Genomic DNA, 24166 nt, shown 5'->3' on the forward strand with positions numbered 1-24166 from the left:
ATTTACGCCTGTGGAGTGTCACAGCAAAATGTAGTAGCGAGTTAGTGGCGAGACAGGACACAGAGAAGCAGGAATACTCTAAGAATGTACATTTGTCTATATTTTTAGTAGCAGGCATGTTTGTGAGACACGCGCTCATTACAGCCGGTACGAAAGGTTTAGGAAAGCAAGTAACAGAAAAGTTATTGGATAAAGGATATTCAGTAACAGTAACATATCATAGCGATACAAGTGCTATGGAAACAATGAAAGAAACATATAAAAATATGGAAGAACGTCTACAGTTCGTGCAAGCTGATGTCACGAAAAAGGAAGATTTACATAAAATAGTAGAAGAAGCGATGAGCCGTTTTGGCAAAATTGACTTCTTAATTAATAATGCTGGTCCTTACGTATTTGAAAGGAAAAAATTAGTCGATTACGAAGAAGACGAATGGAATGAAATGATCCAGGGTAATTTAACAGCGGTGTTTCATTTATTAAAACTTGTCGTACCGATTATGAGAAACCAGCAATTTGGCCGTATTATTAACTATGGATTTCAAGGGGCAGATAGCGCGCCTGGATGGATTTATCGTTCAGCCTTTGCAGCTGCGAAAGTCGGACTTGTTTCTTTAACGAAAACAGTCGCATACGAAGAAGCTGAATACGGTATTACTGCGAATATGGTATGTCCTGGTGATATAATTGGTGAAATGAAAGAGGCAACGATTGAAGAAGCACGAAATCTGAAAGGTAGTAACACACCCATTGGTAGATCTGGAACAGGGGAAGATATCGCAAGAACCATTTCGTTTTTATGTGAGGACGATTCTGATATGATTACTGGCACGATTATTGAAGTAACAGGCGCTGTTGATGTTATTCATAGACATCGATAGAATTAAATAAAGTGAAGTTTTGAATAATTGGACAGTTTATCCTTTATACTGAGAGGTACGGATAATACTGTCCTTTCATGTAAGATTAAACCTATCGGAAAACTTGTATTATTTTTTTGTCAAATATTGAGATATTATGTTAGAATATAAGAGTATAGAAAGCGCTTTAAAAAATGATTCAGGGGTCATTTCATAACTCAAGGGGGAACTAATAATGCGTATCGGTATTCCAACAGAAATTAAAAACAATGAAAACCGCGTGGCAATGACGCCAGCGGGAGCTGTACATTTAGTACAAAATGGTCATGAAGTTTTTGTTCAAAAAGGATCAGGTGTAGGATCAGGCTTTACAGATGAAGAATACGTACAAGCTGGTGCGAAACTTGTTGAAACTGCTGAAGAAGCATGGAATCAAGATATGGTTATGAAGGTAAAAGAGCCAGTTGAAAGTGAATACGGTTATTTCCGCGAAGGTTTAATTTTATTCACATACTTACACTTAGCTCCAGAGCCAGAATTAACGAAAGCATTAATTGATAACAAAGTGGTATCAATTGCATACGAAACAGTACAATTAGACAATCGTTCTTTACCATTACTTGCACCTATGAGTGAAGTAGCTGGTCGTATGTCTGCGCAAATCGGTGCACAGTTCCTTGAGAAAAACAAAGGTGGTAAAGGTATTTTACTTGCAGGTGTTCCAGGGGTGAAACGCGGTAAAGTAACAATTATCGGCGGTGGTCAAGCTGGTACAAACGCAGCGAAAATTGCAGTAGGTTTAGGTGCAGATGTAACAATCATCGACTTAAGTGCAGAACGTCTTCGTCAATTAGATGACATTTTCGGAAACCAAGTAAAAACGTTAATGTCTAACCCGTATAACATTGCAGAAGCTGTAAGAGAATCTGATCTTGTAATCGGTGCAGTATTAATCCCAGGTGCAAAAGCGCCAAAACTTGTAACAGAAGAAATGATTCAATCAATGGAACCAGGTTCTGTCGTTGTAGATATCGCGATTGACCAAGGTGGTATTTTCGAAACAACTGACCGTATTACAACTCACGACAACCCAACTTATGAGAAACATGGTGTTGTTCATTATGCAGTTGCAAATATGCCAGGTGCGGTTCCACGTACATCAACTCTTGCATTAACAAACGTAACAGTACCATATGCAGTACAAATTGCTAACAAAGGCTATAAAGATGCTTGCTTAGGCAACACTGCATTATTAAAAGGTATTAACACATTAGATGGCTATGTAACATTCGAAGCAGTTGCAGAAGCTCACGGCTTACAATATGCAGATGCAAAAGAGCTTCTTGAAAAAGCTCCTGCTTTATCATAATAGAGATACATTTGAGACCTTCCTTTATGAGGAGGGTCTTTTTTTAGGGAATAATATGTAAAAAATTGTTACTTGTTGATGTTAATGGGTATTTATTGTGATAATTTAGAATTATACAATAAAAAAGAGGGGATTCAATGGGGAGCAAAAATAAGAAGAAAAAGCAAGCTAAAAGACAAAAATATATAAAGAAAAAAAAGGAACAGAACATTCCAACTTCAAAAAAATAGTCATTATGATAGAAAAAACGTTTCGGTATGTTTGTATGGTTCTGTATGTGATTTTGTGTATGGGTTCATTTGGGGTGCTTTACAGTTTTGGGATAACCCCGAATATTATTGAGAGTATTTTAGAGTTTATACTTGCCGTAATAGAATTAGTTTTATTCGTTATATTCTTTGATACAGTATGGCCTAGTCATGAAAGTAAGAGAGATAGGAAAAGAAAAAAGAGAAAAAAATCTTCATACGCTTCAAGTTCGTCAAGTGGATTTGGTGACTACAGTAGCAACGATTGTAGTAGCTCAAGTGATGGTGGAGGAGATTAAATTGGTTATTTCAAAAAAACGAATAGTGAAAGGATGGGACGAAATATGGAAACTGTGAACTTAATAGAACTAACAAAAGATATTCAAAATCAACATAAAAACTTCGTCGTTTCAAATATAAATAGTCATTGCTTACGAATTGCTGTATTTACGGGTGAATATGATTGGCACTATCATTCTAATTCGGATGAATTATTTATTGTGCTAGAGGGAGAACTACTTATCGATTTTGAAGATGGAGAGACGGCGGTTTTAAAGCCAAATGATTCTATCTTAATTCCAGCATGCACGATCCATAGAACGAGAGCATTCAAGAGAACGGTAAATCTTTGTTTTGAAAATATAGAGGCTGATACGATTAAAGTGGAGCAATTATGAAAAAATTATCTGTAGCCCAGTATAGAAAAATCCTTCCGATTTTAGAAGGTCATACAAGGACAACAACCTTTGCTCATGCGGTATGTGATCAAATGATAGATGGTGAAGTTTTTGCAAACGAGAAGTTAACAGCAGGACTAATTCGTACAGCTAATGGTATCTATTATTTATTTGGTGATACGGATGATCAAAATTATAACGAAGATTTATTTTCGTATTTAAAAACGGCTATTGGAAAAACAAAGAAGAGATTTACATTCTGCACTTCTAGTGAAGAATGGGAAATGATGATTGAAGAGCGTTTTAGTAATGTGCTTCGGAAAATCCCACGAATGAAATTTCAAAGAGTAACCTTTGAAGAGAGAAAGCGAGATTGTAACAAAAATACATATGAAGTGAAGCATATTGATAGAAGAGATATAGAAAGAAGCAGTGAATTTACAGAGGAGTACTACAAAGAATATTGGGGATCAAAAGAAACGTTTTTGAACGGTGGTTTTGGATTTTGTATAGAACAAGATGGGATAATTGTAGCTGAATGTGTTTCGATATTTAGCGGGAATGGATTTGCTGAAATTGATATTGTAACGCATGAAGCGTATCAAGGGAAAGGGTTAGCTCACGCTGTCGCAACACGTTTCATTGAGCATTGCATGCAAAATGATATTATACCGTGCTGGGATTGTTATGTAGACAATATTCCTTCTCAAAAATTAGCTAGTAAATTAAGTTTTCATAATCCAATAGAATATAGTTTGTTTGTACGTAAGAGAACGGGGGAATAAAAATGAATGTGGAGTTAACGAGATTTAAAGTGAAACAAGGTAAAAGTCATCGGGTAGATGAATGGATGCAGCTTCTTAATGGCAATATGAAAGAAGTGCTTTTGACATTAAACGACGAGAAAATGTATGTAGAGACAATTTTCCGGGAAATAAGAGATGGAGAAGAGTACTTATATTGGTATTCTGTGCAAGGAGAAGGCGGTACTCTTGTCGAAAATTCTCATCATGAAATTGATAAAAAGCATGTAGCGTTTTGGTATGAGTGTATTGATGAAGAAGCACCGTCTGTTGATATGAAAAAAGAAGTTGTTATGATTCAAGATGTTGTGAAGGAAGTAATGAAATAATAGAATAGTATGTTGGAGAGAAGCGCATCAAAATAAATGTGCTTTTTATTTTGAAAAACGATTTAACAATAAACTCAAAAGAATTTCTGTACCAAATGAAGTCTTTAGCAAAAAAATAGTGAAGGTATACCAAGTGATTATTTTGAACAATATTATAAAGAAATAAAAAACATCAAACCAAAAGACCTACCAATATACGGTGTAGTTGTAACAGGGAAAACAGAGGATTTACAAGGTTTACAAGGAGCACCATATATTAAAGCGGCTGTTAGAGGTGTAACAGTGGAGAAATATTAATTACAGTTAATTAATGTGAATAATCAGAAAATTCATGTTATAATATGGGAAAAGGAGGTTTATATGAGGCAAATACATGGAGCAATTTATATTTACATAACAATGTTTTTCGTGGCGATATCCTATGGATTAGGGCACGTGTATTCGCATCCTATACTAACTTTTTTAAGCGGAGCATGTATGGCGTTTGCGCTTCTTGTCCACCTTTTCTCAGTTTGGATCGTGAAATTTCAAATAAATATTAGTGAGATAGAAGAAGGCACTTTTTAAAGGGCCTTCTTTAATAAAAAGGTAGCGATCACGCTACCTTTTTTATTATTTCACAAATTGTAATTCTTTCGGGAATTTCGTTAAGATTTCTGATCCGTCTTTTGTGATGTAAATATCATCTTCAATACGAACGCCGCCTACGTTTGGTACGTAAATACCTGGCTCGATTGTGAAGACCATACCTTCTTTTAATAGAGACTCATTGCCTTCTTTTACATCTGGATATTCGTGTACGCTAATTCCAAGTCCGTGACCAAGTCGGTGTGGGAAGAAGTCTCCATAACCTGCATCTGCGATAACAGAGCGAGCGGCGTTGTCAATTGCACCAAATGTAACGCCTGGTTTACATGCTTCAACTGCTTGTAGTTGTCCAGCAAGTACAGTGTTGTAAATGCGAGTTTGTTCTTCAGAAATATCACCAAATGCTACTGTACGCGTAATATCAGAGCAATAACCTTCAATGATTACACCTAAATCAAATAGTACGAAATCGCCGCGTTTCATTTTGTTTGCACCTGGAATACCGTGTGGAAGAGCAGAGTTTGCGCCTGCTAATACCATCGTATCGAATGACATTTTATGGATGCCTTTTGTTTTTAATTCATGCTCAATAATTGCTAATACTTCTAGCTCACTACGATTTTCTTTAATTGCATTTACACCAATTTCAACAGCATAATCTGCCATTTTAGCCGCTTCACGCAAAATAGAAAGTTCTTTTTCGTCTTTAATTAAGCGAAGTTCGCGAACTTTCTCTTCAGCTGATTTGAAAGCTGCATTTGGGAATAACTTCGTTAATTCTTCGTAACGTTCTACGTTTAAATGTTCTTTTTCAATTGCAACTGCATTTGCATCAATACCACGATCTTTAATTGCTTTTGCAATCATATCCCATGGTCTGTCCGTATCAGTAAATCCAATAATCTCATGTGCCCAGCCAGCGTTACGTGCTTGGCCTTCTTCCATTTTAGGACAAATTAAAATAGGCTCTTTTTCTTGGAATACAAACATACCAAGTAGTCTTTCATGTGGTTCACAGTGGAAGTTTGTCATGTAGAAGACGTTCGGTGTAGAAGTTAAGAACGCAGCTTCTACGTTTTTTTCTTTTAGCCATTGCATTAAATTTTCTAATCTAGCATTCATCGATTGGCACCCCCGAGATATTTAATTACAAATATAACTTTACATCGGAGGAAAGCGTTATGACAAGTAAATCGATGTTAGAAAAGACAGGGAATTGAGAAATCATGTAGAATAAAAAGCGAGAATGTGAATAGGGGAGGAATGTAATGATGAAAGTATCGTATCACGGGCATTCAGTTGTAAAGATTGAAACGAATGGAAAAGTTATTTTAATTGACCCATTTTTAACGGGAAATCCGAAAACAGATTTAAAGGCTGAAGATGTAAAAGTTGATGCGATTATTTTATCGCACGGACACGGTGATCATGTTGGGGATACAGTAGCGTTAGCAAAGAACAATAATGCGGTCGTTGTGGCACCGTTTGAATTAGCGACATTTTTAGGATGGCAAGGTGTAAATACACATCCAATGCATATTGGTGGTTCACATGAATTTGACTTTGGAAAGGTGAAATTTACTCAAGCATTCCACGGCTCTAGTTATATTGATGAAGAAAATAAGACGATTACATATACAGGTATGCCAGCTGGTATTTTGTTTACAGCAGAGGAGAAAACGGTATATCATGCAGGGGATACTGCTTTATTCTCTGATATGAAGTTAATTGGAGAACTGAATAATATTGATTTAGCATTTTTACCAATTGGCGATAATTTCACAATGGGGCCAGAAGATGCTGTGTTAGCAGCAAAATGGATAGAGGCGAAAACAGTTGTACCGATGCATTACAATACGTTCCCAGTTATTGAACAAGATCCATATCAATTTGTAGGAAAGCTACAAAATTGTACAGGGAAAGTATTAGAAGCTGGAGAAAGTATTACACTATAAAAAAGAAACCCTTCATTTGAAATGACAAGTGAAGGGTTTTTTATGTGTGTAGTACAGTTTTTAAAGTTTGCGCTTGTTTTGGTGATTCTTTTCTTTTTGGAAGTGGCTGTTCGGGTGTTTCATTCAACTCCATTGCAACTTTTTTTCCATCTACGAAAGCTAAAAATACAGCACCTACAACCTCTAAAAATTTTTTCATAATGTATTCGCTCCTTTGTTTCATTTCTTGTCTTAATTGTATATTGAAGCGTCTGGACAAACTATCGAACGAGATGACAATACCATTACATTGTTGTAATAGAATGACTGGTGGAATGTAAGGGGTATTTTGTTATAAAAAAAATGGTACAGGCATATAAAGAGAGAGTGTAACAGTTTTGAAAATATAGTATACTGAAAATACAACACATGAAGAATTTAGGGAAAAGAAAGTATGGTGAAACCATTTGGCTACCAAACATAATCAAATTTTAGAACATATTAATAGCCTGCCGGTAGGGCATAAAATTTCTGTGAGGCAAATTGCGAAAGATTTGAGTGTAAGTGAAGGGACAGCTTACCGTGCAATTAAAGACGCAGAAAATAAAGGATATGTTAGTACAATTGAACGTGTCGGAACAATTCGAATTGAACAAAAGAAGAAAGAAAATATCGAAAAACTGACATATGCAGAAGTCGTTAACATTGTCGATGGTCAAGTACTTGGAGGCAGAGAAGGACTACATAAAACATTAAATAAATTCGTAATCGGGGCTATGAAATTAGAAGCGATGATGCGCTATACGGAAGCAGGGAATTTACTTATCATCGGTAACCGTACGAACGCACATCAATTAGCACTAGAGACAGGGGCTGCTGTATTAATTACAGGTGGATTTGATACAGAAGAGCATGTGAAAAAGTTAGCAGATGAATTGAAATTGCCAATTATTTCGAGTAGTTATGATACATTTACGGTCGCAACGTTAATTAACCGTGCAATTTATGATCAACTTATTAAGAAAGAAATTGTACTAGTTGAAGATATTTTAACACCAATTGAAGAAACACTATATTTAAAGCCTAGTGACATAGTGCAGAAATGGCATGAGTACAATGAAGAGACGATGCATGGACGTTATCCAATTGTTGATGAAAATAAAAAGGTGTTAGGTATCGTAACTTCGAAAGATATGATTGGTGTTGCGAAAGAAACACCGATTGATAAAGTTATGACAAAACACCCTATTACGGTAAATGGAAAAATGTCCGTCGCAGCTGCAGCACGTATGATGGTGTGGGAAGGTATTGAATTACTTCCTGTTGTGGAGGATGGAAATAAATTGCAAGGTATCATTAGTCGTCAAGATGTACTTCAGGCGCTGCAAATGATTCAGCGTCAACCACAAGTTGGTGAAACGATTGATGACATTGTAACGAATCAATTTATGACGCCGAAAGAAGCAAAAAATGAGCATTTATATCAATTTTCAGTGACACCACAAATGACGAATTCAATCGGGACGTTATCTTACGGTGTATTCACAACAATTGTGACAGAAGCAACAAACCGCGTCATTCGTGCGCAGAAGAAGAGCGATTCAATTGTTGAGAACTTAACAATTTATTTCGTAAAACCGGTTCAAATTGATAATGTTGTATCGGTTCATCCGAAAGTATTAGAAATTGGCCGTAAATTTGGTAAGGTTGATGTAGAAGTACATCATGAAGGTAATGTTGTCGGGAAAGCATTACTTATGGTGCAGTTAATCGATAAATAAAAAGGTGGAACAAATCGCTTTGGTTTGTTCCATCTTTTTTGTTTTATTGGGTTGGGAAGCTGTTGTTAAAGATGTGGAAGAGTTTTAGCGGGAAATATATATATAAGGAGAGATGATTTTATAATTAGAAAAAACAGAATATTAATTCATTTAGATTGTATACTATGATATAATTAGATTGTAAGATAATGGATGTCGGAAGGGGGATGCAATATGTCATCAGAATTACTCTTTTTTTGTGGTATCGCACTCTTTTATTTCCTTGTGATGATACCAATTCAATACTTATACTTACAAGGATTAAATGAAAAAAAGAAACGAACAGGATTATCTCAGCAAGAACTATACAAACAGATGTCTTTTGGAGAAGAACAATTACATTTTCACGTGCAAGGTAATCCCTTTAATATACCATCTGCGTTTGTTGCATATATGATTTTGAAAGTGAAGGGACGTAAAAAAGCATCACAATGTTGATGCTTTTTTTACGTTGTTTTATAAGATTCGGCTTCTTTGACTGCTAATGGTAGAAAATGTTTATATTGGCGGAATCCATTAAATGTACTCGCGCTGCCAAGTAAAATAAACAAAACACCAACGATAATGCGTGCAGTTGAAAGTTCTAAAAAGAATTGGTTTATCCCAAAGAATAGGACGAATAAGCCGAGTGCCATTGCGGATTTTCCTGAGAGCCAACCTTTCTCCATTGGACGGTTTGTACGAAAGAACTTTGTTTTGTAGAAGAGGTACAACACAAATGAGATGATAATACAAAAGACGAATACTGGCATAATACACGCTCCCATCGATTGGTATAAAAATAACAATTTAGAAAAAGAAAAATCTAAACTTTCTAACTTTTATTATAAAGCAATTGTTCGCATGTATGAAATGTTTTCCGTTATAATGGGGGATAAAGTGAAACTTTAATTAGTGTGGGGAGATCCCACTTACTAATTATTAGCCCTCACCAATCGGGCTTTTACGTGCATCCAGGCTCCAAATTAATTTTGCCCCATTGTTTTTAATACTTTTGAGGTAGGAGTTTTACTACACGTTAATGCGGGATAAAATGAAGAAGTTGAATAAAAAGGAGATTATACATATGCATGAGAAAATTTTAGGAGCAATTAAAGAGTTTGATACAATTATTATTCATCGTCATGTACGTCCGGATCCAGATGCGTTAGGTTCTCAGTGCGGACTTGGTACAATTCTGCAAGAATCGTTTCCAGAGAAAAATATTTATATGGTTGGGTATAACGAGCCTTCTTTATCATTTTTACGAGTAATGGATGATATTGAAGATAGTGTATATGAAGATGCACTTGTTATCGTTTGTGATACAGCGAACCAAGAGCGTGTTTGTGATCATCGTTATGCAAAAGGAAAGATGTTAATTAAAATTGATCATCATCCGAATGAAGACCCGTACGGAGATATTACATGGGTGGATACGACAGCAAGTTCTACAAGTGAAATGATTTATGAATTTTACAGTTATGGAAAAGATAAAGGATTAACGATTTCAAAGGAAGCAGCTCGCCTTATTTTAGCGGGTATTGTTGGAGATACAGGTCGTTTCTTATTCCCAAATACAACAGCGAAAACACTCCGTTACGTAAGTGAGCTCGTTGACATGGATGTGAAATTCACAGATTTATACAATGAAATGTATAAGACAAAAGAAAAAATCGCTCGTTTAAATGGTTATATTTTACAAAACTTCACAATGGTAGAAGAAGGCGCAGCGTACATTAAATTAACGAAAGAGGTACTAGAAGAGTTTGATGTACTTTCTACTGAAGCATCTGGTGTTGTCGGAGCACTTGGTAATATTGATGGATTAAAGGCATGGGTTCTATTTTTAGAGGAAGATGATGTTATTCGTGTTCGTCTTCGTTCAAAAGGACCAGTTATTAATAAGTTAGCAATGCAATATAATGGCGGAGGACATCCGATGGCTTCTGGTGCAAAAGCATCTTCTTGGGAAGAAGCAGATCGCCTGTTTGCTGATTTACGTGAGCTGTGTAGATAAAAATTGTATGTTGAACGAAAGAGAAGGAGAGGCACTGAAGCCCTCCTTTTTTTTATTTTTCCTTCTCTATATCAATACTAATTTCAAGTACGGTATCAAAAGAGACTGTGTCTACTTTAAAGCGGTATATACGATCGTAATGTTTGTACGTTTTATTTTCGATGACTTTTTTGAGCAGGTCTTTATTTTTTGCGATGCTTTGAATGTTTTTCGTTAAAAGATGCTGGAGATCATTATGGATAGAAGTGGTCATGTTTTCAAGTGTAAGATTGTCTAAATTATATTTTTTTCGATTTATAATTTTTATTTTGATTTCTTGAATTGTTAAGAGCCGTTTATTTTCTGTGTTCAATTTCTCTTGGTCTTCGAGAAGGACGTGGAGTTTTGCTTCTTGTTTTTCGATAATTTCTTTTTGTTCTGCTATTTTACTAGTTTGTTCTTCTTGAAAAACACCGTATATGTACAAAAAAACAAACCAGCTCAACACTCCTCCAACAGCAGCACCAGCTAAAACTAAATACCACCTTTTGGCTGTATTGGCGCTGGGTACTCTCATACATGTTCCTGTGTAAGCCATTTAATAATAATAAGACCAGTTTGCATACCGCCAGTTGCAAAAAAAATAAGGAGAATTTGTTTTACGATATCTTTCATATCTCCGCCAAAGAAGCTTCTTTCAAAGCTATAAAAGGTATCGAACGTTCCGCCAATTGCTGCAACGAGTGCCCAAATTCTTAAATTTTGGGCGAATTGATTAATATAAGTTAGAGTTGGTTTTCCGATGAGAAATGCACCAAATCCGCCAATTAATGAACCACCAAGTATAACTCCAAAGGCAATAAAATAACTAATAATAAGCAGAGAGAAAAAAGTATGTTCTCTTACATCCATCGTCATTCCCCTTTCTTCTTCATATATATGGACAAAGTATGAGAAGTATGTTTTGATTTCCGCTTTCCTCATCACCTATAATAAAAGTAGTCACATAGGTAAAGAGAGGGTACAACAGTGAAGTTTGTGCATTTACAATGTCAAACCGTTTTTAGTTTATTAAAAAGTGCTTGTAAAATTGATGAGCTTGTCATTCGGGCGAAAGAGCTTGGATTTTCATCGCTGGCCATTACAGATGAAAATGTTATGTATGGAGTTATTCCGTTTTATAAAGCATGCAAGAAAAATGGTATACAGCCTATTATCGGCTTAACAGCTTCTATTTTTAGTGAAGAAGAAGAAAGGTCTTATCCACTCGTCTTACTTGCTGAGAATGAAATAGGCTATCAAAATTTATTAAAGATCTCTAGCAGCATTATGACGAAGTCAAAAGAAGGTATCCCGAAGAAGTGGCTTGCTCATTATGCGAAAGGGTTAATTGCAATTTCACCAGGGAAAGACGGAGAGATTGAACAGCTATTATTAGAAGACAAAGAGAGTCAGGCTGAAGAAGTAGCTCATACGTATCAAAATATGTTCAGCAATTTTTATATAAGTTTGCAGCATCATGCAATTCAAGATGAACTGCTTTTACAAGAAAAACTGCCTGAATTTATTAATAAGGTAAACGTTCCAGTCGTTGCAACAAATGATGTTCGCTATATTAATCAAAGTGACGCACTTGTTCATGAATGTTTATTATCTGTTGAAGGCGGAACGAAAATGACTGATCCAGATAGACCGAGAATGAAAACGGATCAGTATTATTTAAAGTCATCGGATGAAATGCGAGCATTATTTTCTCATGCTGAGGAAGCGGTTCAAAATACAATAACAATCGCGGAACGTTGCCAAGTAGAAATTCCTTTCCATGTAAATCAATTACCGAAATTTCCTGTTCCATCTAACGAGACGAATGATACGTATTTGCGCCGTGTTTGTGAAGAAGGCTTGCAGAAACGCTATGGTACGCCGAAAGAAGCGCATATAGGACGTTTGGATCATGAATTAAATGTTATTTCTCGTATGGGATTTAGCGATTATTTCCTCATCGTATGGGACTTTATGAAATATGCACATGAAAATCATATTTTAACTGGGCCAGGCCGTGGATCGGCAGCTGGTTCACTCGTTTCTTACGTATTGGAAATTACAGATATTGATCCGATTGAATATGAATTATTATTTGAAAGGTTTTTAAACCCTGAACGTGTGACACTTCCAGATATTGATATTGATTTTCCAGATATAAGACGTGATGAGATGATTCGATATGTGAAAGATAAATATGGTCAGCTTCGTGTTGCTCAAATTGTAACGTTCGGAACTCTTGCAGCGAAAGCCGCAATTAGAGACATTGCTCGTGTAATGGGGCTCCTGCCAAGAGATATTGACATATTTTCAAAACTTATCCCATCAAAGCTTGGTATAACGTTAAGAGATGCATATGAGGAATCGCAATCGCTCCGTGAGTTTATACAAGGGAATCTGTTACATGAGCGTGTGTTTGAAATTGCAAAACGTGTAGAGGGATTACCGCGTCATACGTCTATTCATGCAGCTGGCGTTATTATGAGCCAAGAACCGTTAACGGGAAGTGTAGCGATTCAAGAAGGGCATAACGATGTTTATGTTACGCAATATCCAGCTGATGCATTAGAAGAACTTGGATTGCTCAAGATGGACTTTTTAGGCTTACGTAATTTAACGTTACTTGAAAATATTATAAAATTTATTGTTGAAAAAACTGGGAAACAAATTGATATAAGAAATTTACCTCTGCAAGATGAAAAGACGTTTCAATTGTTAGGAAGAGGGGATACAACAGGTGTATTCCAGCTTGAATCAGGTGGTATGCGAAATGTACTTCGTGGGTTAAAACCGAATGAATTTGAAGACATAGTCGCTGTTAACTCGTTATACAGACCAGGACCGATGGAACAAATTCCAACCTTTATTGAATCGAAGCATGGGAAAAGACAAATTGAATATTTACATCCGGATTTAAAGCCGATTTTAGAAAGAACATACGGCGTAATTGTATACCAAGAACAAATTATGCAAATCGCATCGAAGTTAGCTGGATTTTCGCTTGGAGAAGCGGATTTGCTGCGCCGTGCAGTGAGTAAAAAGAATCGTGATATTTTAGATCAAGAACGTAAGCATTTTGTTCAAGGTTGTTTGGAAAACGGATACGATGAGACATCTTCAGAACAAATTTATGATTTAATTGTAAGATTTGCGAATTACGGTTTTAACCGAAGTCACGCTGTAGCTTACAGTATGATCGGATATCAGCTTGCATATTTAAAAGCAAATTATACGCTGGAATTTATGACTGCGTTATTATCAAGTGCAATTGGAAATGAAGATAAGATTGTGCAGTATGTACGAGAAACGAAGCGGAAAGGTTTTCACGTTTTACCGCCGTCTCTTCAGAGAAGTGGTTACAATTTCCAAATAGAAGGGAATGCGATTCGATATAGTTTACTTTCGATTCGGAATATCGGAATGGCTACCGTGACGGCATTACTCGAAGAACGAGAGGAAAAAATGTTCGAAGATTTATTTGAGTTTTGTCTTCGTATGCCATCAAAATTTGTAACAGAGCGAAATTTAGAAGCGTTTGTCTGGTCTGGTTGTTTTGACGGTTTTGGTGTTTCGAGGACGACGTTATGGAGAAGTCTTAAAGGAGCGTTGGAGTATGCAAATCTTGCACGTGATTTTGATTTAGGGGATGCTGTTCCGAAATCAAAATACGTACAAGGAGAAGAGCTATCCTTTATTGAACAGTTAAATAAAGAGAAGGAAGCACTCGGTTTTTATTTATCTAGCTATCCGACAGCGCAGTATGCGGAGCTAGGAAAAGAATTAGAAATTCCATCTCTTGCTCAGGCGATGCGACATAAGAAAAAAGTACAAAGAGCGATCGTATATATAACAAGTGTGAAAGTCATTCGTACGAAAAAGTTGCAAAAGATGGCGTTTATTACATTCTGTGATCAAAATGATGAAATGGAAGCCGTTATTTTTCCAGAAACGTATATACATTTTTCAGACAGGTTACAAGAAGGTGCAATCGTTTTAGTTGATGGTACGATCGAGCAAAGAAATCATAAGTTGCAATGGATCGTGAATGGACTATATCCGCTAGAAGAAATGGATGTTTATGAAGGGATGAAAGAAGCGTCTGTTTACGTGAAATTGCCGTCTCAATATGAAAAAAAGCTTGTAAATCAAGTTACGAAAATATTGTTTGATTATTCAGGTTTTACGAAAGTACTAATTTATTATGAAAAGGAACATAAAATGGTACAATTATCTCGAAGTTTATCGATTCATCCAAGTGAAGAATGTCTAGGAGCACTTCGTGAAATTGTCGGTGACGAAAATGTCGTTGTGAAAATATAATGGACAATCTCCCTACACTTCGATTATTATAGTAGTAGTGTTCGTGGTCAGACCACTTGGAGAAATTGATATCAGCAAGCATAATTTGAGGAGAGTGGATAGTTTGTCAACACTTCGTGAAGAAGCACTTCACATGCATAAAGTGCATCAAGGAAAATTAGAAACTGTATCAAAAGTAAAAGTAGAAAATGCAAAAGATTTAAGTCTTGCATATTCTCCAGGGGTTGCAGAGCCTTGTAAAGAAATTTATGACGATAAAAGTAAGGTATATGAATATACAATGAAGGGAAATATGGTAGCAGTTGTGACAGATGGAACGGCTGTACTTGGTCTTGGTAACATTGGACCTGAAGCATCTCTTCCAGTAATGGAAGGTAAAGCTGTATTATTCAAGAGCTTTGCTGGTGTAGATGCATTCCCGATTGCCTTAAATACAAACGATGTAGATAAAATTGTTGAAACTGTAAAATTAATGGAGCCAACTTTTGGCGGTGTAAACTTAGAAGATATCGCAGCGCCAAACTGCTTCGTTATTGAAGAACGTTTGAAAAAAGAGACAAACATTCCAATATTCCATGATGATCAACACGGAACAGCTATCGTAACAGTAGCAGGCCTTGTGAACGCGCTGAAGTTAGTTGGAAAGAAAATGTCTGACATTAAAGTTGTCGCAAATGGTGCAGGTGCAGCAGGTATTGCAATCATTAAACTTTTATACCGCTATGGTGTACGTGACGTTATTATGTGTGACCGTAAAGGTGCAATCTATGAAGGTCGTCCTGTCGGTATGAATCCGGTGAAAGATGAAGTTGCAAAATATACAAATAAGAGTCGTATAGAAGGTTCTTTAGCTGACGTTTTACAAGGTGCGGACGTATTCATTGGTGTATCTGCAGCAGGTGCATTAACTGAAGAGATGGTTCGTACAATGAATGACGATGCAATTATTTTTGCAATGGCGAATCCGGTTCCAGAAATTATGCCAGAATTGGCAAAAGCAGCGGGCGCAGCTGTTGTTGGAACAGGTCGTTCTGACTTCCCGAACCAAGTAAATAATGTACTAGCGTTCCCAGGGATTTTCCGCGGTGCACTTGATGTACATGCGACACAAATTAATGAGGAAATGAAGATGGCAGCTGTACAGGCCATTGCAGAGCTTGTATCAGAGGATGAGTTGAATGCAGATCATATCATTCCAGCACCATTTGACGCGCGTGTAGCGCCTCAAGTAGCGGCTTACGTTGCGAAAGCAGCAATGGAGACAGGAGTAGCTCGCCGTCAAGTAGATCCAAATGAAGTCGCTGAGAAAACAAAACAATTAGCGCTGATTGGTAAAGAATAAGCGAGGAATTTCCATTGACATCATCAAATACAAAAGTATATCTCGAAATTGTAAAAAAAATCCGTTCCATTATGGAAGAGGATTGTTTAGTAGCAGGGGATCGTTTGCCATCTGAGCGTGAGTTAAGTTCACGCTTAAATGTTGGACGTTCCTCTGTAAGAGAAGCATTACGTGCGTTAGAGCTGGTAGGATTAATTGAAACGAGACGTGGTGAGGGAACGTTTATTCGAAACTTTTACGATAACGGTCTTGTACAATTAATTGCTCCGTTCTTGCTGCAAGATGAGAAAACAATTCGTGATTTATTACAAACAAAACGATTGCTTGAGAAAGATATGATTCGACTTGTATGTAATTTACCGAAAGAAACGTTTTCTGAAGTACTAAGTAAATTACACCAAGTGCTTGAAGAAAACGAAAGCTCAATTCCGGTGCTTCATCAAACGTTCTTTAAAACACTTATTGAACAATTCGATAATTATTTACTCTATCGCATTTGGATGATCGTAAATGATTACGTTGCAACTCTTTCTTGTGAAGTTTCAGGAGATTCTATCGAAATGTATAGAAAGCTTTATGCTACTTTGGAAGTGAAACAAGAAAATGATGCATTAAAAATTTACGATGAATTAGTAGAGAATATACAGTTTCACTCGTAATGTATAAAATTTGTCGAAATGACCATGACACGTTATGACAAACATTCTACCGCATAGCGGTTAAAGTTAAACGTAAAGAGAGAGGTTATTAGACAGATTGAGAAGATAAGGCTAACATCAAACATTGGTGTTAGCCCCATTTTCTTCTTACGCTAACCTTAGCTCTCAATGAAGGGGGTCAAATTGTGCTAAGAGATTTATTCGTGAAAAAGAAAAAGTACGCTGCAATACCTTCAGAACAAGTACGAAAAGATGTACCAGATGGCGTTATGACAAAATGTCCGAAATGCAAAAAAATCATGTATACGAAAGAGCTTCTTAAAAATTTAAAAGTATGCGTGAATTGTGGATATCATCATCCGATGAATGCATGGGAACGCCTTGATAGTATATTGGACGAAGGTTCATTTCGTGAGTATGACAAAGAGATGGTTTCACTAAATCCACTTGAGTTTCCGGGATATGAAGAGAAACTAGAAAACGATCGTAAGAAGACTAAATTGAATGAAGCGGTTGTAACTGGTGAAGGAACAATTGATGACATGCTTGTTGTTGTTGCAGTAATGGATTCTCGTTTTCGAATGGGCAGCATGGGCTCTGTTGTAGGAGAGAAAATTGCCCGTGCGGTTGAAAAGGCATACGACTTACAAGTTCCATTTATTATCTTTACTGCTTCGGGTGGTGCTCGTATGCAAGAAGGGATATTAAGTTTAATGCAAATGGCAAAAACAAGCGTAGCTTTGAAAAAGCATAGTAATGCAGGAGGGTTATTTATTTCTGTTATGACTCACCCAACGACGGGCGGGGTTTCAGCGAGTTTCGCTTCACTTGGTGATTACAATCTTGCAGAGCCAGGTGCACTTATCGGATTTGCTGGTAGACGCGTAATTGAACAAACAGTGCGTGAGAAACTACCGGAAGATTTCCAAACGGCAGAATTTTTACTAGAGCACGGTCAATTAGATGCGGTGGTGCATCGTGATGATATGAGAGAATCACTCCGTAAGATTTTAGAAGTTCATCAAGGGGGGGAAATGGCTGTATGGCAGAGCTAGAATTTGAAAAACCAGTTGTTGAGCTAAGAAATAAGATTCGTGAACTGAAAGACTATACGAAAAACAGCCAGATGGACTTCAGTGAGGAGATTCGTATTTTGGAAGACAAGCTAGAAAAACTAGAGGAAGATATATACGGCAATATGAAAGTATGGGACCGTGTTCAAATTGCTCGTCATGCAGAACGACCGACAACGCTCGATTATATTGAGCACTTATTTACTAATTTTTTTGAATGTCATGGAGATCGCCTATTTGGCGACGATGCAGCGATTGTCGGCGGCATTGCGAAATATAAGGGGATGCCCGTAACTGTAATTGGGCACCAACGCGGAAAAGATACGAAAGAAAATATTCGTCGTAATTTTGGGATGCCTCATCCAGAAGGATATCGAAAAGCACTGCGTCTAATGAAACAAGCGGAAAAGTTTAATCGTCCCATTATTTGTTTCATCGATACGAAGGGAGCTTATCCTGGTAAAGCAGCTGAAGAACGTGGACAAAGTGAGGCAATTGCCCGTAATTTATTTGAAATGGCGGGTTTAACTGTACCTGTTATTTGTATCGTTATCGGTGAAGGTGGTAGCGGTGGTGCGTTAGGTCTTGGAGTAGGAGATTACATTCATATGCTGGAAAATTCCACTTATTCTGTTATTACACCAGAGGGTGCGGCGGCGATTCTTTGGAAAGATGCTGGTAAAGCAAAAGAAGCTGCAGAAGCGATGAAAATTACAGCATTAGATTTGAAAGAATTAGGTGTAATTGACGAAATTATTCCAGAGGCAAAAGGCGGAGCACATCGTAATGTTTTGAAACAATCAGAAAATATAGATTTAATGCTTAAGAAAACTTTTGAACAATTAAGCGGAATTTCGAAAGATGAATTAATCGAAAAACGTTATGAAAAATATATGAAAATTGGGCAAGTTTCGTTTTCAAACGCTTCCATTGGGATAAAATAAGAAAAGCGTGCGTTCCTCTTCGCGAATGCACGTTTTTATTATGAAAAGACACATCTTCTCCATTGTGTTTTTGTATTTTTTCGTGTTATTTTATTATAAGGCAAATAATCTTTATGAGGTGAGTACAAATGAAACGTATTGGTGTATTAACAAGTGGTGGAGATTCACCTGGTATGAATGCTGCCATTCGTGCAGTTGTTCGTAAAGCGATTTTCCATGATATTGAAGTATATGGTATTTACCATGGATACGCTGGTTTAATTTCTGGTCATATTGAAAAATTAGAACTTGGTTCTGTTGGCGATATTATCCACCGTGGTGGTACAAAATTATATACAGCAAGATGTCCTGAGTTTAAAGACCCAGAAGTACGACTAAAAGGAATCGAGCAATTAAAGAAACATGGTATTGAAGGACTTGTCGTTATTGGTGGAGATGGTTCGTACCAAGGCGCAAAAAAATTAACTGAGCAAGGATTCCCATGTGTAGGTGTACCAGGTACAATCGACAATGATATCCCTGGAACAGACTTCACAATTGGTTTTGATACAGCTTTAAACACTGTTATTGATGCAATTGATAAAATCCGTGATACAGCTACATCTCATGAACGTACATATGTTATCGAAGTAATGGGACGTCACGCTGGAGATATCGCATTATGGGCTGGTTTAGCTGATGGTGCAGAAACTATCTTAATTCCAGAAGAAAAGTATGACATGGAAGATGTTATCGCTCGTCTGAAACGCGGTAGTGAACGTGGTAAAAAGCACAGTATTATCGTTGTAGCTGAAGGTGTTGGAAGTGCAATTGACATCGGTAAGCACATTGAAGAAGCAACAAGCTTTGATACTCGTGTAACTGTATTAGGTCACGTACAACGTGGTGGATCACCAAGTGCACAAGACCGTGTATTAGCTAGTCGTCTTGGTGCAAGAGCAGTTGAATTATTAATTGCTGGTAATGGCGGACGTTGTGTTGGTATTCAAAATAATAAACTTGTTGATCATGACATTATCGAAGCGTTAGCTCAAAAGCATACAATCGATAAAGATATGTATCAATTATCTAAAGAATTATCTATCTAATCGGCTTAATGCCTTGTATTTGGGAACGGTTTCATAATTTTCGGAGGTGCAATATGCGTAAAACTAAAATTGTATGTACTATAGGTCCTGCTAGTGAAAGTATTGAGAAATTAGAGCAATTAATGGAAGCGGGTATGAACGTTGCTCGTTTAAACTTCTCTCATGGTAGCCATGAAGAGCATGGAGCTCGTATTAAAAATATTCGTGAAGCTTCAAAGAAAACTGGTAAAACAGTTGGTATCTTACTTGATACAAAAGGTCCAGAAATCCGTACACATGACTTCGTAGACGGACAAGCTGAGCTTGTAACAGGTGCAGAAGTAATTCTTTCTACTGAACAAGTATTAGGAACTGCAGAGAAGTTCTCTGTATCTTATGCTGGTCTTTATGATGATGTTGATCCAGGCTCTCGTATTCTAATCGATGACGGTCTTATCGAACTAGAAGTAATCGAGAAAGCTGACGGAAACATCCGTACAAAAGTATTAAACAGCGGAACTGTAAAAAATAAAAAAGGTGTTAACGTACCAAACGTAAGCATTAAGCTTCCAGGTATCACTGAAAAAGACGTGCAAGATATCGTTTTCGGTATCGAGCAAAAAGTTGATTTCATCGCAGCATCTTTCGTACGTAAAGCATCTGATGTATTAGAAATTCGTGAATTATTAGAAGGGCATAACGCTCAATACATCCAAATCGTACCAAAAATCGAAAACCAAGAAGGTATCGACAACATCGATTCAATCTTAGAAGTTTCTGACGGTTTAATGGTTGCTCGTGGTGATATGGGTGTAGAAATTCCACCAGAAGAAGTACCATTAGTACAAAAACGTCTAATCAAAAAATGTAACGTATTAGGCAAACCAGTTATTACTGCAACACAAATGTTAGATTCTATGCAACGTAACCCACGTCCAACTCGTGCGGAAGCAAGTGACGTAGCAAACGCAATCTTCGATGGAACAGATGCAATCATGCTTTCAGGTGAAACTGCTGCGGGTCAATACCCTGTAGAAGCTGTAACAATGATGGCTAACATTGCGGTACGTGTTGAAAAATCATTACAATATGAAGATATGTTCAAAAAACGTATTAAAGAGTTCACACCAACAATTACAGATGCAATTAGCCAATCTGTTGCGCACACAGCACTTGCTCTTGATGTAGCTGCAATCGTAGCTCCAACAGAAAGTGGACATACTGCGAAAATGATCTCTAAATACCGTCCGAAATCTCCAATCGTAGCTGTAACATCTGACGAGCAAGTAGGACGTCGTCTTGCACTTGTTTGGGGTGTTCAAGCATTTATGTCTGAGAAACGTGCAGCTTCTACTGACGAAATGTTAGATACAGCAATTCAAACAGGTATGGATGCGGGTCTAATCGGACTTGGAGATACTGTAGTAATCACTGCTGGTGTTCCAGTTGCTGAAACTGGTACAACAAACTTAATGAAAATCCACGTTGTTGGTGAAAAAGTTGCTAAAGGGCAAGGAATCGGTCGTAAATCTGCAAAAGGTAAAGTAGTTGTAGCGAAAACAGCTGCTGAAGCTGTAGCGAACGTAAACAAAGGTGATATCCTTGTTACAACAAGCACAGATAAAGATATGATTCCTGCAATTGAAAAAGCTGCTGCTCTAGTTGTAGAAGAAGGCGGTCTAACAAGCCATGCAGCTGTTGTGGGTGTATCAATCGGTATTCCTGTTATCGTTGGTGTAAACGGCGTAACAACAACTTTAAAAAATGGCCAAGAAGTAACAGTTGATGCAGCACGCGGAATTGTTTATAATGGACATGCGGAAGTGCTATAAGAAGTAATACGGAGAGAAGGATCGGAGTCCTTCTCTTTTTTTTACACAAAAAAGGATAGAGATAGCTTTAAACGCCTGAAATCTCTTTGAAAAACGTTTATTATAATGTTTAGTGGGAGAGGGTTATTTGTACCTTGTGAAGCTTGTATGAGCGTTTTAAGGGGCTTATAAGGGGTTTTGTAAGGGTGATACTTTCAAACCTTTTAAATGAAATATGAAGGAGTGCGAGCTATGAAGTGGTTACTGTTCTTACTTATTTTAGTGCCGGCGATTGAGATTACGGTGTTAATAGGGTCGAGTCATGTAATAGGTTTATGGTCTACATTCGCTATGATTGTATTTACGGGTATTGTGGGTGTATATTTGGCGAAACGACAAGGGTTTAAAGTACTTAGAGAGATTCAATTTAGGCTAAATAGAGGAGAAATGCCGGGTGATGCGGTTCTAGATGGTATTTTTATATTCGTAGGAGGTATTCTTTTAGTACTGCCTGGATATGTGACGGATATAATAGGTTTTATCTTTGTTGTTCCTATAACGAGGGCTTTATTGAAGCCGGCTGTTATGAAGTGGATTGATTGGAAATTTAGAAAGAGAACTGCTATTATTGTTCAGAAGTAACGCGTAGATTATAGCGATCTACGCGTTGTTTTTTTATTTGCTATTTATAGTCAATCGTTAGCTTCCTGCTCGGGTTGGATTTTTGTTAGTTATTAAACGATAGGATGCAGAGGGTTCTTGTGAATGAAAAGTGTTACATTAGGATGCTGTTTTTTGCTTGTAGTAAGATTCGACTAGTGAGCAGAAGTTAGACAGGAGAAGAAAAATTACTGATTAAAGGGTTCATCTGCCTCGTTTTGTATATTTATTCGTTTACATAAAAAGTAATAAATGTAAGTAATAATTATAAAATATTTAGAATAAAAATGTATTTTCGTCCTAAAACATGCGTTTTTATGCAAAAAAATAAGAGGATTATCCTTTTTTAGGAAATTCTCTTATAGATGTATGTAGTGCAAAAAAGTACAGTGAGTAATCAGTGGGAATTTCCCACTGATTACAGTTAATTTTTTATTGTGTATGAATTAGGAAATATTATTTTGATGGTGAACCCTTAATGAATTTCCATAAGTCGTGGAATACATGAGCTTTGTGTAATGTATTAAGTAGTACTAATATGACTGGACCGATGATTAATCCTAAAAAACCAAAGAGCTTAAAGCCGACAAATAGAGCGATGAGTGTCGCTAATGGATCTAGTCCAATATTAGATGAAAGTACTTTTGGCTCCATGATTTGTCTTTGGACAATCACGACGATGTATAGGATGAGAAGACCGATGGCGAATGCAGTATCGCCTGTGAAAAATACGTATATAACCCAAGGAACGAAGACGGCTCCAGTTCCTAAATACGGGAGTAAATCTACAACCCCTGTAATAATCGCGATAGTAATTGCGTATGGCACGCGTAATATTAAAAGGCCGATTAGTACAATGATAGTTGTCATAGATACGAGTGTAAGTTGCGCTTTAACAAAACCAAACAAAGCCTTTCTTAAATCGACAAAAATAGTTTTTCCGTATCCATGCAAACGATTAGGTAGAAGTTTTCTTACTTTATGAGCAAGACGGTGCCAATCGTAACTAATGAAGAAGGTGGCTAATAAGACGAAGACAAGGACAGTTAAAGTTGTTGGTAATGCACTAATGAAATTTGTTAACCCACTTATAATGGCGGTTAAAAGTTCTTTCATTTGTGTCGTTGCTTCGGTGCCTAAGTTTTGAATGTTTTGTGTAATAGTGTATCGCTGTGGTTCTCCGAGATGATTAAATTTAGAGATTAAATCATCATAGAGAGGCATAATATGATTAAGTGCAAATTGTTGGGCGAATGCAACGATATCTGGAAACTTAACTGTAACAATTTGTAGTAAGTACGTTGTGGCAGATATTGCTTCAGTTACAAGGTATGTAACAAGTCCGACGATAGCTCCGAATACGAGAATTAAGCTAACGAGTACCGCTAATGCGCGAGGGAATTGTAGTTTTTGATTAAGGAAATTGACGACAGGATTAATCAAATAAGCGAATGCAAAAGCGATAATAAAAGGGTAGATAAGGCCTGACATGTACAGCAATGCATAGAACCCAACTACCGTTGCTACAATGACAAACATGAGTCGTAATATCATATATAGTAAGTTTCGGTTCAAAGATGTATACCTCCCATTCCAATTTGGATTATCCTAATTCGTTCAACTTATAACTAGTGAGATTCAC

Annotated in this window: 24 protein-coding genes and 2 pseudogenes; 20 read left to right on the forward strand and 6 right to left on the reverse strand. The window is 37.0% G+C overall.

The features are described 5' to 3' along the window. The first annotated feature begins 116 nt into the window (after nt 1–116). The 8 genes and pseudogenes from JFU18_RS19970 to JFU18_RS20005 all read left to right on the forward strand — a co-directional run bounded on the left by JFU18_RS19970 (nt 117) and on the right by JFU18_RS20005 (nt 4853). Complete coding sequence (locus tag JFU18_RS19970) at nt 117–881, forward strand: SDR family oxidoreductase (protein ID WP_088034664.1); 765 nt, start codon at nt 117–119, stop codon at nt 879–881. A 214-nt stretch (nt 882–1095) separates the two neighbouring features. After that, nucleotides 1096–2229, forward strand: a complete 1134-nt coding sequence (gene ald, locus JFU18_RS19975) for an alanine dehydrogenase (RefSeq protein WP_085312499.1) — start codon at nt 1096–1098, stop codon at nt 2227–2229. Nucleotides 2230–2366: 137 nt separating this feature from the next. Continuing rightward, nucleotides 2367–2776, forward strand: a pseudogene (locus tag JFU18_RS30390) (hypothetical protein). Nucleotides 2777–2821: 45 nt separating this feature from the next. Further along, entirely contained in the window at nt 2822–3154 is a 333-nt protein-coding gene (locus JFU18_RS19985) for a cupin domain-containing protein (RefSeq protein ID WP_201031894.1), read from the forward strand. Continuing rightward, nucleotides 3151–3939 carry a GNAT family N-acetyltransferase gene (locus JFU18_RS19990; RefSeq protein WP_201031893.1) on the forward strand — a complete coding sequence of 263 codons (789 nt, stop codon included), beginning with the start codon at nt 3151–3153 and terminating at the stop codon, nt 3937–3939. Before JFU18_RS19985 ends, JFU18_RS19990 begins: the two co-directional genes overlap by 4 nt. 2 nt (nt 3940–3941) lie before the next feature. Further along, entirely contained in the window at nt 3942–4286 is a 345-nt protein-coding gene (locus tag JFU18_RS19995) for a DUF6176 family protein (protein WP_201034368.1), read from the forward strand. A gap of 50 nt (nt 4287–4336) precedes the next feature. Beyond that, nucleotides 4337–4583: pseudogene (locus tag JFU18_RS20000) on the forward strand (anti sigma factor C-terminal domain-containing protein); the annotation flags it as partial. A gap of 63 nt (nt 4584–4646) precedes the next feature. Continuing rightward, a complete protein-coding gene (locus JFU18_RS20005) occupies nt 4647–4853 on the forward strand; it encodes a hypothetical protein (protein ID WP_002088956.1) in 207 nt (68 codons plus the stop codon). A gap of 45 nt (nt 4854–4898) precedes the next feature. Here JFU18_RS20005 and pepQ read toward each other — a convergent pair whose 3' ends face one another. Beyond that, nucleotides 4899–5996 carry a Xaa-Pro dipeptidase gene (gene pepQ / locus JFU18_RS20010; RefSeq protein ID WP_201031889.1) on the reverse strand — a complete coding sequence of 366 codons (1098 nt, stop codon included), beginning with the start codon at nt 5994–5996 and terminating at the stop codon, nt 4899–4901. A 149-nt stretch (nt 5997–6145) separates the two neighbouring features. On the opposite strand from pepQ, the gene JFU18_RS20015 reads away from it, so the two are divergent. After that, the gene (locus tag JFU18_RS20015) at nt 6146–6829 is read left to right on the forward strand and encodes a metal-dependent hydrolase (protein ID WP_002088954.1); all 684 of its coding nucleotides are present in this window, start codon (nt 6146–6148) and stop codon (nt 6827–6829) included. 40 nt (nt 6830–6869) lie between these two features. On the opposite strand, the gene JFU18_RS20020 is transcribed toward JFU18_RS20015, so the two are convergent. Further along, nucleotides 6870–7028: a hypothetical protein gene (locus tag JFU18_RS20020; RefSeq protein WP_165690427.1), complete on the reverse strand. Its 159-nt coding sequence runs from the start codon at nt 7026–7028 to the stop codon at nt 6870–6872. A gap of 247 nt (nt 7029–7275) precedes the next feature. Between JFU18_RS20020 and JFU18_RS20025 the strand changes: the two genes are divergently transcribed. After that, nucleotides 7276–8589: a DRTGG domain-containing protein gene (locus tag JFU18_RS20025; RefSeq protein WP_002034295.1), complete on the forward strand. Its 1314-nt coding sequence runs from the start codon at nt 7276–7278 to the stop codon at nt 8587–8589. 213 nt (nt 8590–8802) lie between these two features. Next, a complete protein-coding gene (locus tag JFU18_RS20030) occupies nt 8803–9066 on the forward strand; it encodes a DUF3949 domain-containing protein (protein ID WP_063218372.1) in 264 nt (87 codons plus the stop codon). Nucleotides 9067–9074: 8 nt separating this feature from the next. Here the strand turns inward: JFU18_RS20030 and JFU18_RS20035 are convergent, their stop codons facing one another. Beyond that, a complete protein-coding gene (locus JFU18_RS20035) occupies nt 9075–9380 on the reverse strand; it encodes a YtpI family protein (protein ID WP_002088950.1) in 306 nt (101 codons plus the stop codon). 314 nt (nt 9381–9694) lie between these two features. Here JFU18_RS20035 and JFU18_RS20040 point away from each other — a divergent pair, with 314 nt between their 5' ends. After that, nucleotides 9695–10627 carry a DHH family phosphoesterase gene (locus tag JFU18_RS20040; RefSeq protein WP_207192152.1) on the forward strand — a complete coding sequence of 311 codons (933 nt, stop codon included), beginning with the start codon at nt 9695–9697 and terminating at the stop codon, nt 10625–10627. A 52-nt stretch (nt 10628–10679) separates the two neighbouring features. Here JFU18_RS20040 and ytrI read toward each other — a convergent pair whose 3' ends face one another. Further along, the gene (gene ytrI / locus JFU18_RS20045; protein WP_002190855.1) at nt 10680–11183 is read right to left on the reverse strand and encodes a sporulation membrane protein YtrI; all 504 of its coding nucleotides are present in this window, start codon (nt 11181–11183) and stop codon (nt 10680–10682) included. Next, nucleotides 11180–11593 carry a YtrH family sporulation protein gene (locus JFU18_RS20050; RefSeq protein ID WP_002015507.1) on the reverse strand — a complete coding sequence of 138 codons (414 nt, stop codon included), beginning with the start codon at nt 11591–11593 and terminating at the stop codon, nt 11180–11182. The genes ytrI and JFU18_RS20050 overlap by 4 nt, the downstream gene beginning before the upstream one ends. Before the next feature lie 42 nt (nt 11594–11635). On the opposite strand from JFU18_RS20050, the gene dnaE reads away from it, so the two are divergent. The 8 genes from dnaE to JFU18_RS20090 all read left to right on the forward strand — a co-directional run bounded on the left by dnaE (nt 11636) and on the right by JFU18_RS20090 (nt 22506). Continuing rightward, nucleotides 11636–14968 carry a DNA polymerase III subunit alpha gene (gene dnaE, locus JFU18_RS20055; protein ID WP_201034366.1) on the forward strand — a complete coding sequence of 1111 codons (3333 nt, stop codon included), beginning with the start codon at nt 11636–11638 and terminating at the stop codon, nt 14966–14968. Nucleotides 14969–15101: 133 nt separating this feature from the next. Beyond that, on the forward strand, nt 15102–16310 hold the full coding sequence (ystJ, locus tag JFU18_RS20060; protein ID WP_161793975.1) for an NADP-dependent malic enzyme: 1209 nt from the start codon (nt 15102–15104) through the stop codon (nt 16308–16310). 14 nt (nt 16311–16324) lie between these two features. After that, nucleotides 16325–16969: a FadR/GntR family transcriptional regulator gene (locus tag JFU18_RS20065; protein WP_002015502.1), complete on the forward strand. Its 645-nt coding sequence runs from the start codon at nt 16325–16327 to the stop codon at nt 16967–16969. A gap of 185 nt (nt 16970–17154) precedes the next feature. Continuing rightward, nucleotides 17155–18024 (forward strand): acetyl-CoA carboxylase, carboxyltransferase subunit beta, encoded by an 870-nt coding sequence (accD, locus tag JFU18_RS20070; RefSeq protein ID WP_002015500.1) that lies wholly within the window; start codon nt 17155–17157, stop codon nt 18022–18024. Then, complete coding sequence (accA, locus tag JFU18_RS20075) at nt 18012–18986, forward strand: acetyl-CoA carboxylase carboxyl transferase subunit alpha (protein ID WP_000818787.1); 975 nt, start codon at nt 18012–18014, stop codon at nt 18984–18986. Before accD ends, accA begins: the two co-directional genes overlap by 13 nt. 128 nt (nt 18987–19114) lie before the next feature. Continuing rightward, entirely contained in the window at nt 19115–20074 is a 960-nt protein-coding gene (pfkA, locus tag JFU18_RS20080; RefSeq protein WP_002034288.1) for a 6-phosphofructokinase, read from the forward strand. Nucleotides 20075–20127: 53 nt separating this feature from the next. Beyond that, nucleotides 20128–21885 carry a pyruvate kinase gene (pyk, locus tag JFU18_RS20085; RefSeq protein WP_002015497.1) on the forward strand — a complete coding sequence of 586 codons (1758 nt, stop codon included), beginning with the start codon at nt 20128–20130 and terminating at the stop codon, nt 21883–21885. Nucleotides 21886–22116: 231 nt separating this feature from the next. Then, a complete protein-coding gene (locus JFU18_RS20090) occupies nt 22117–22506 on the forward strand; it encodes an FxsA family protein (RefSeq protein ID WP_201031887.1) in 390 nt (129 codons plus the stop codon). Between the two features lie 474 nt (nt 22507–22980). Here the strand turns inward: JFU18_RS20090 and ytvI are convergent, their stop codons facing one another. After that, the gene (gene ytvI / locus JFU18_RS20095; RefSeq protein WP_002143350.1) at nt 22981–24099 is read right to left on the reverse strand and encodes a sporulation integral membrane protein YtvI; all 1119 of its coding nucleotides are present in this window, start codon (nt 24097–24099) and stop codon (nt 22981–22983) included. Between the last annotated feature and the right edge of the window lie 67 nt (nt 24100–24166).

This window comes from Bacillus sp. TH22, assembly GCF_016651015.1.
Taxonomy (GTDB): domain Bacteria; phylum Bacillota; class Bacilli; order Bacillales; family Bacillaceae_G; genus Bacillus_A; species Bacillus_A mycoides.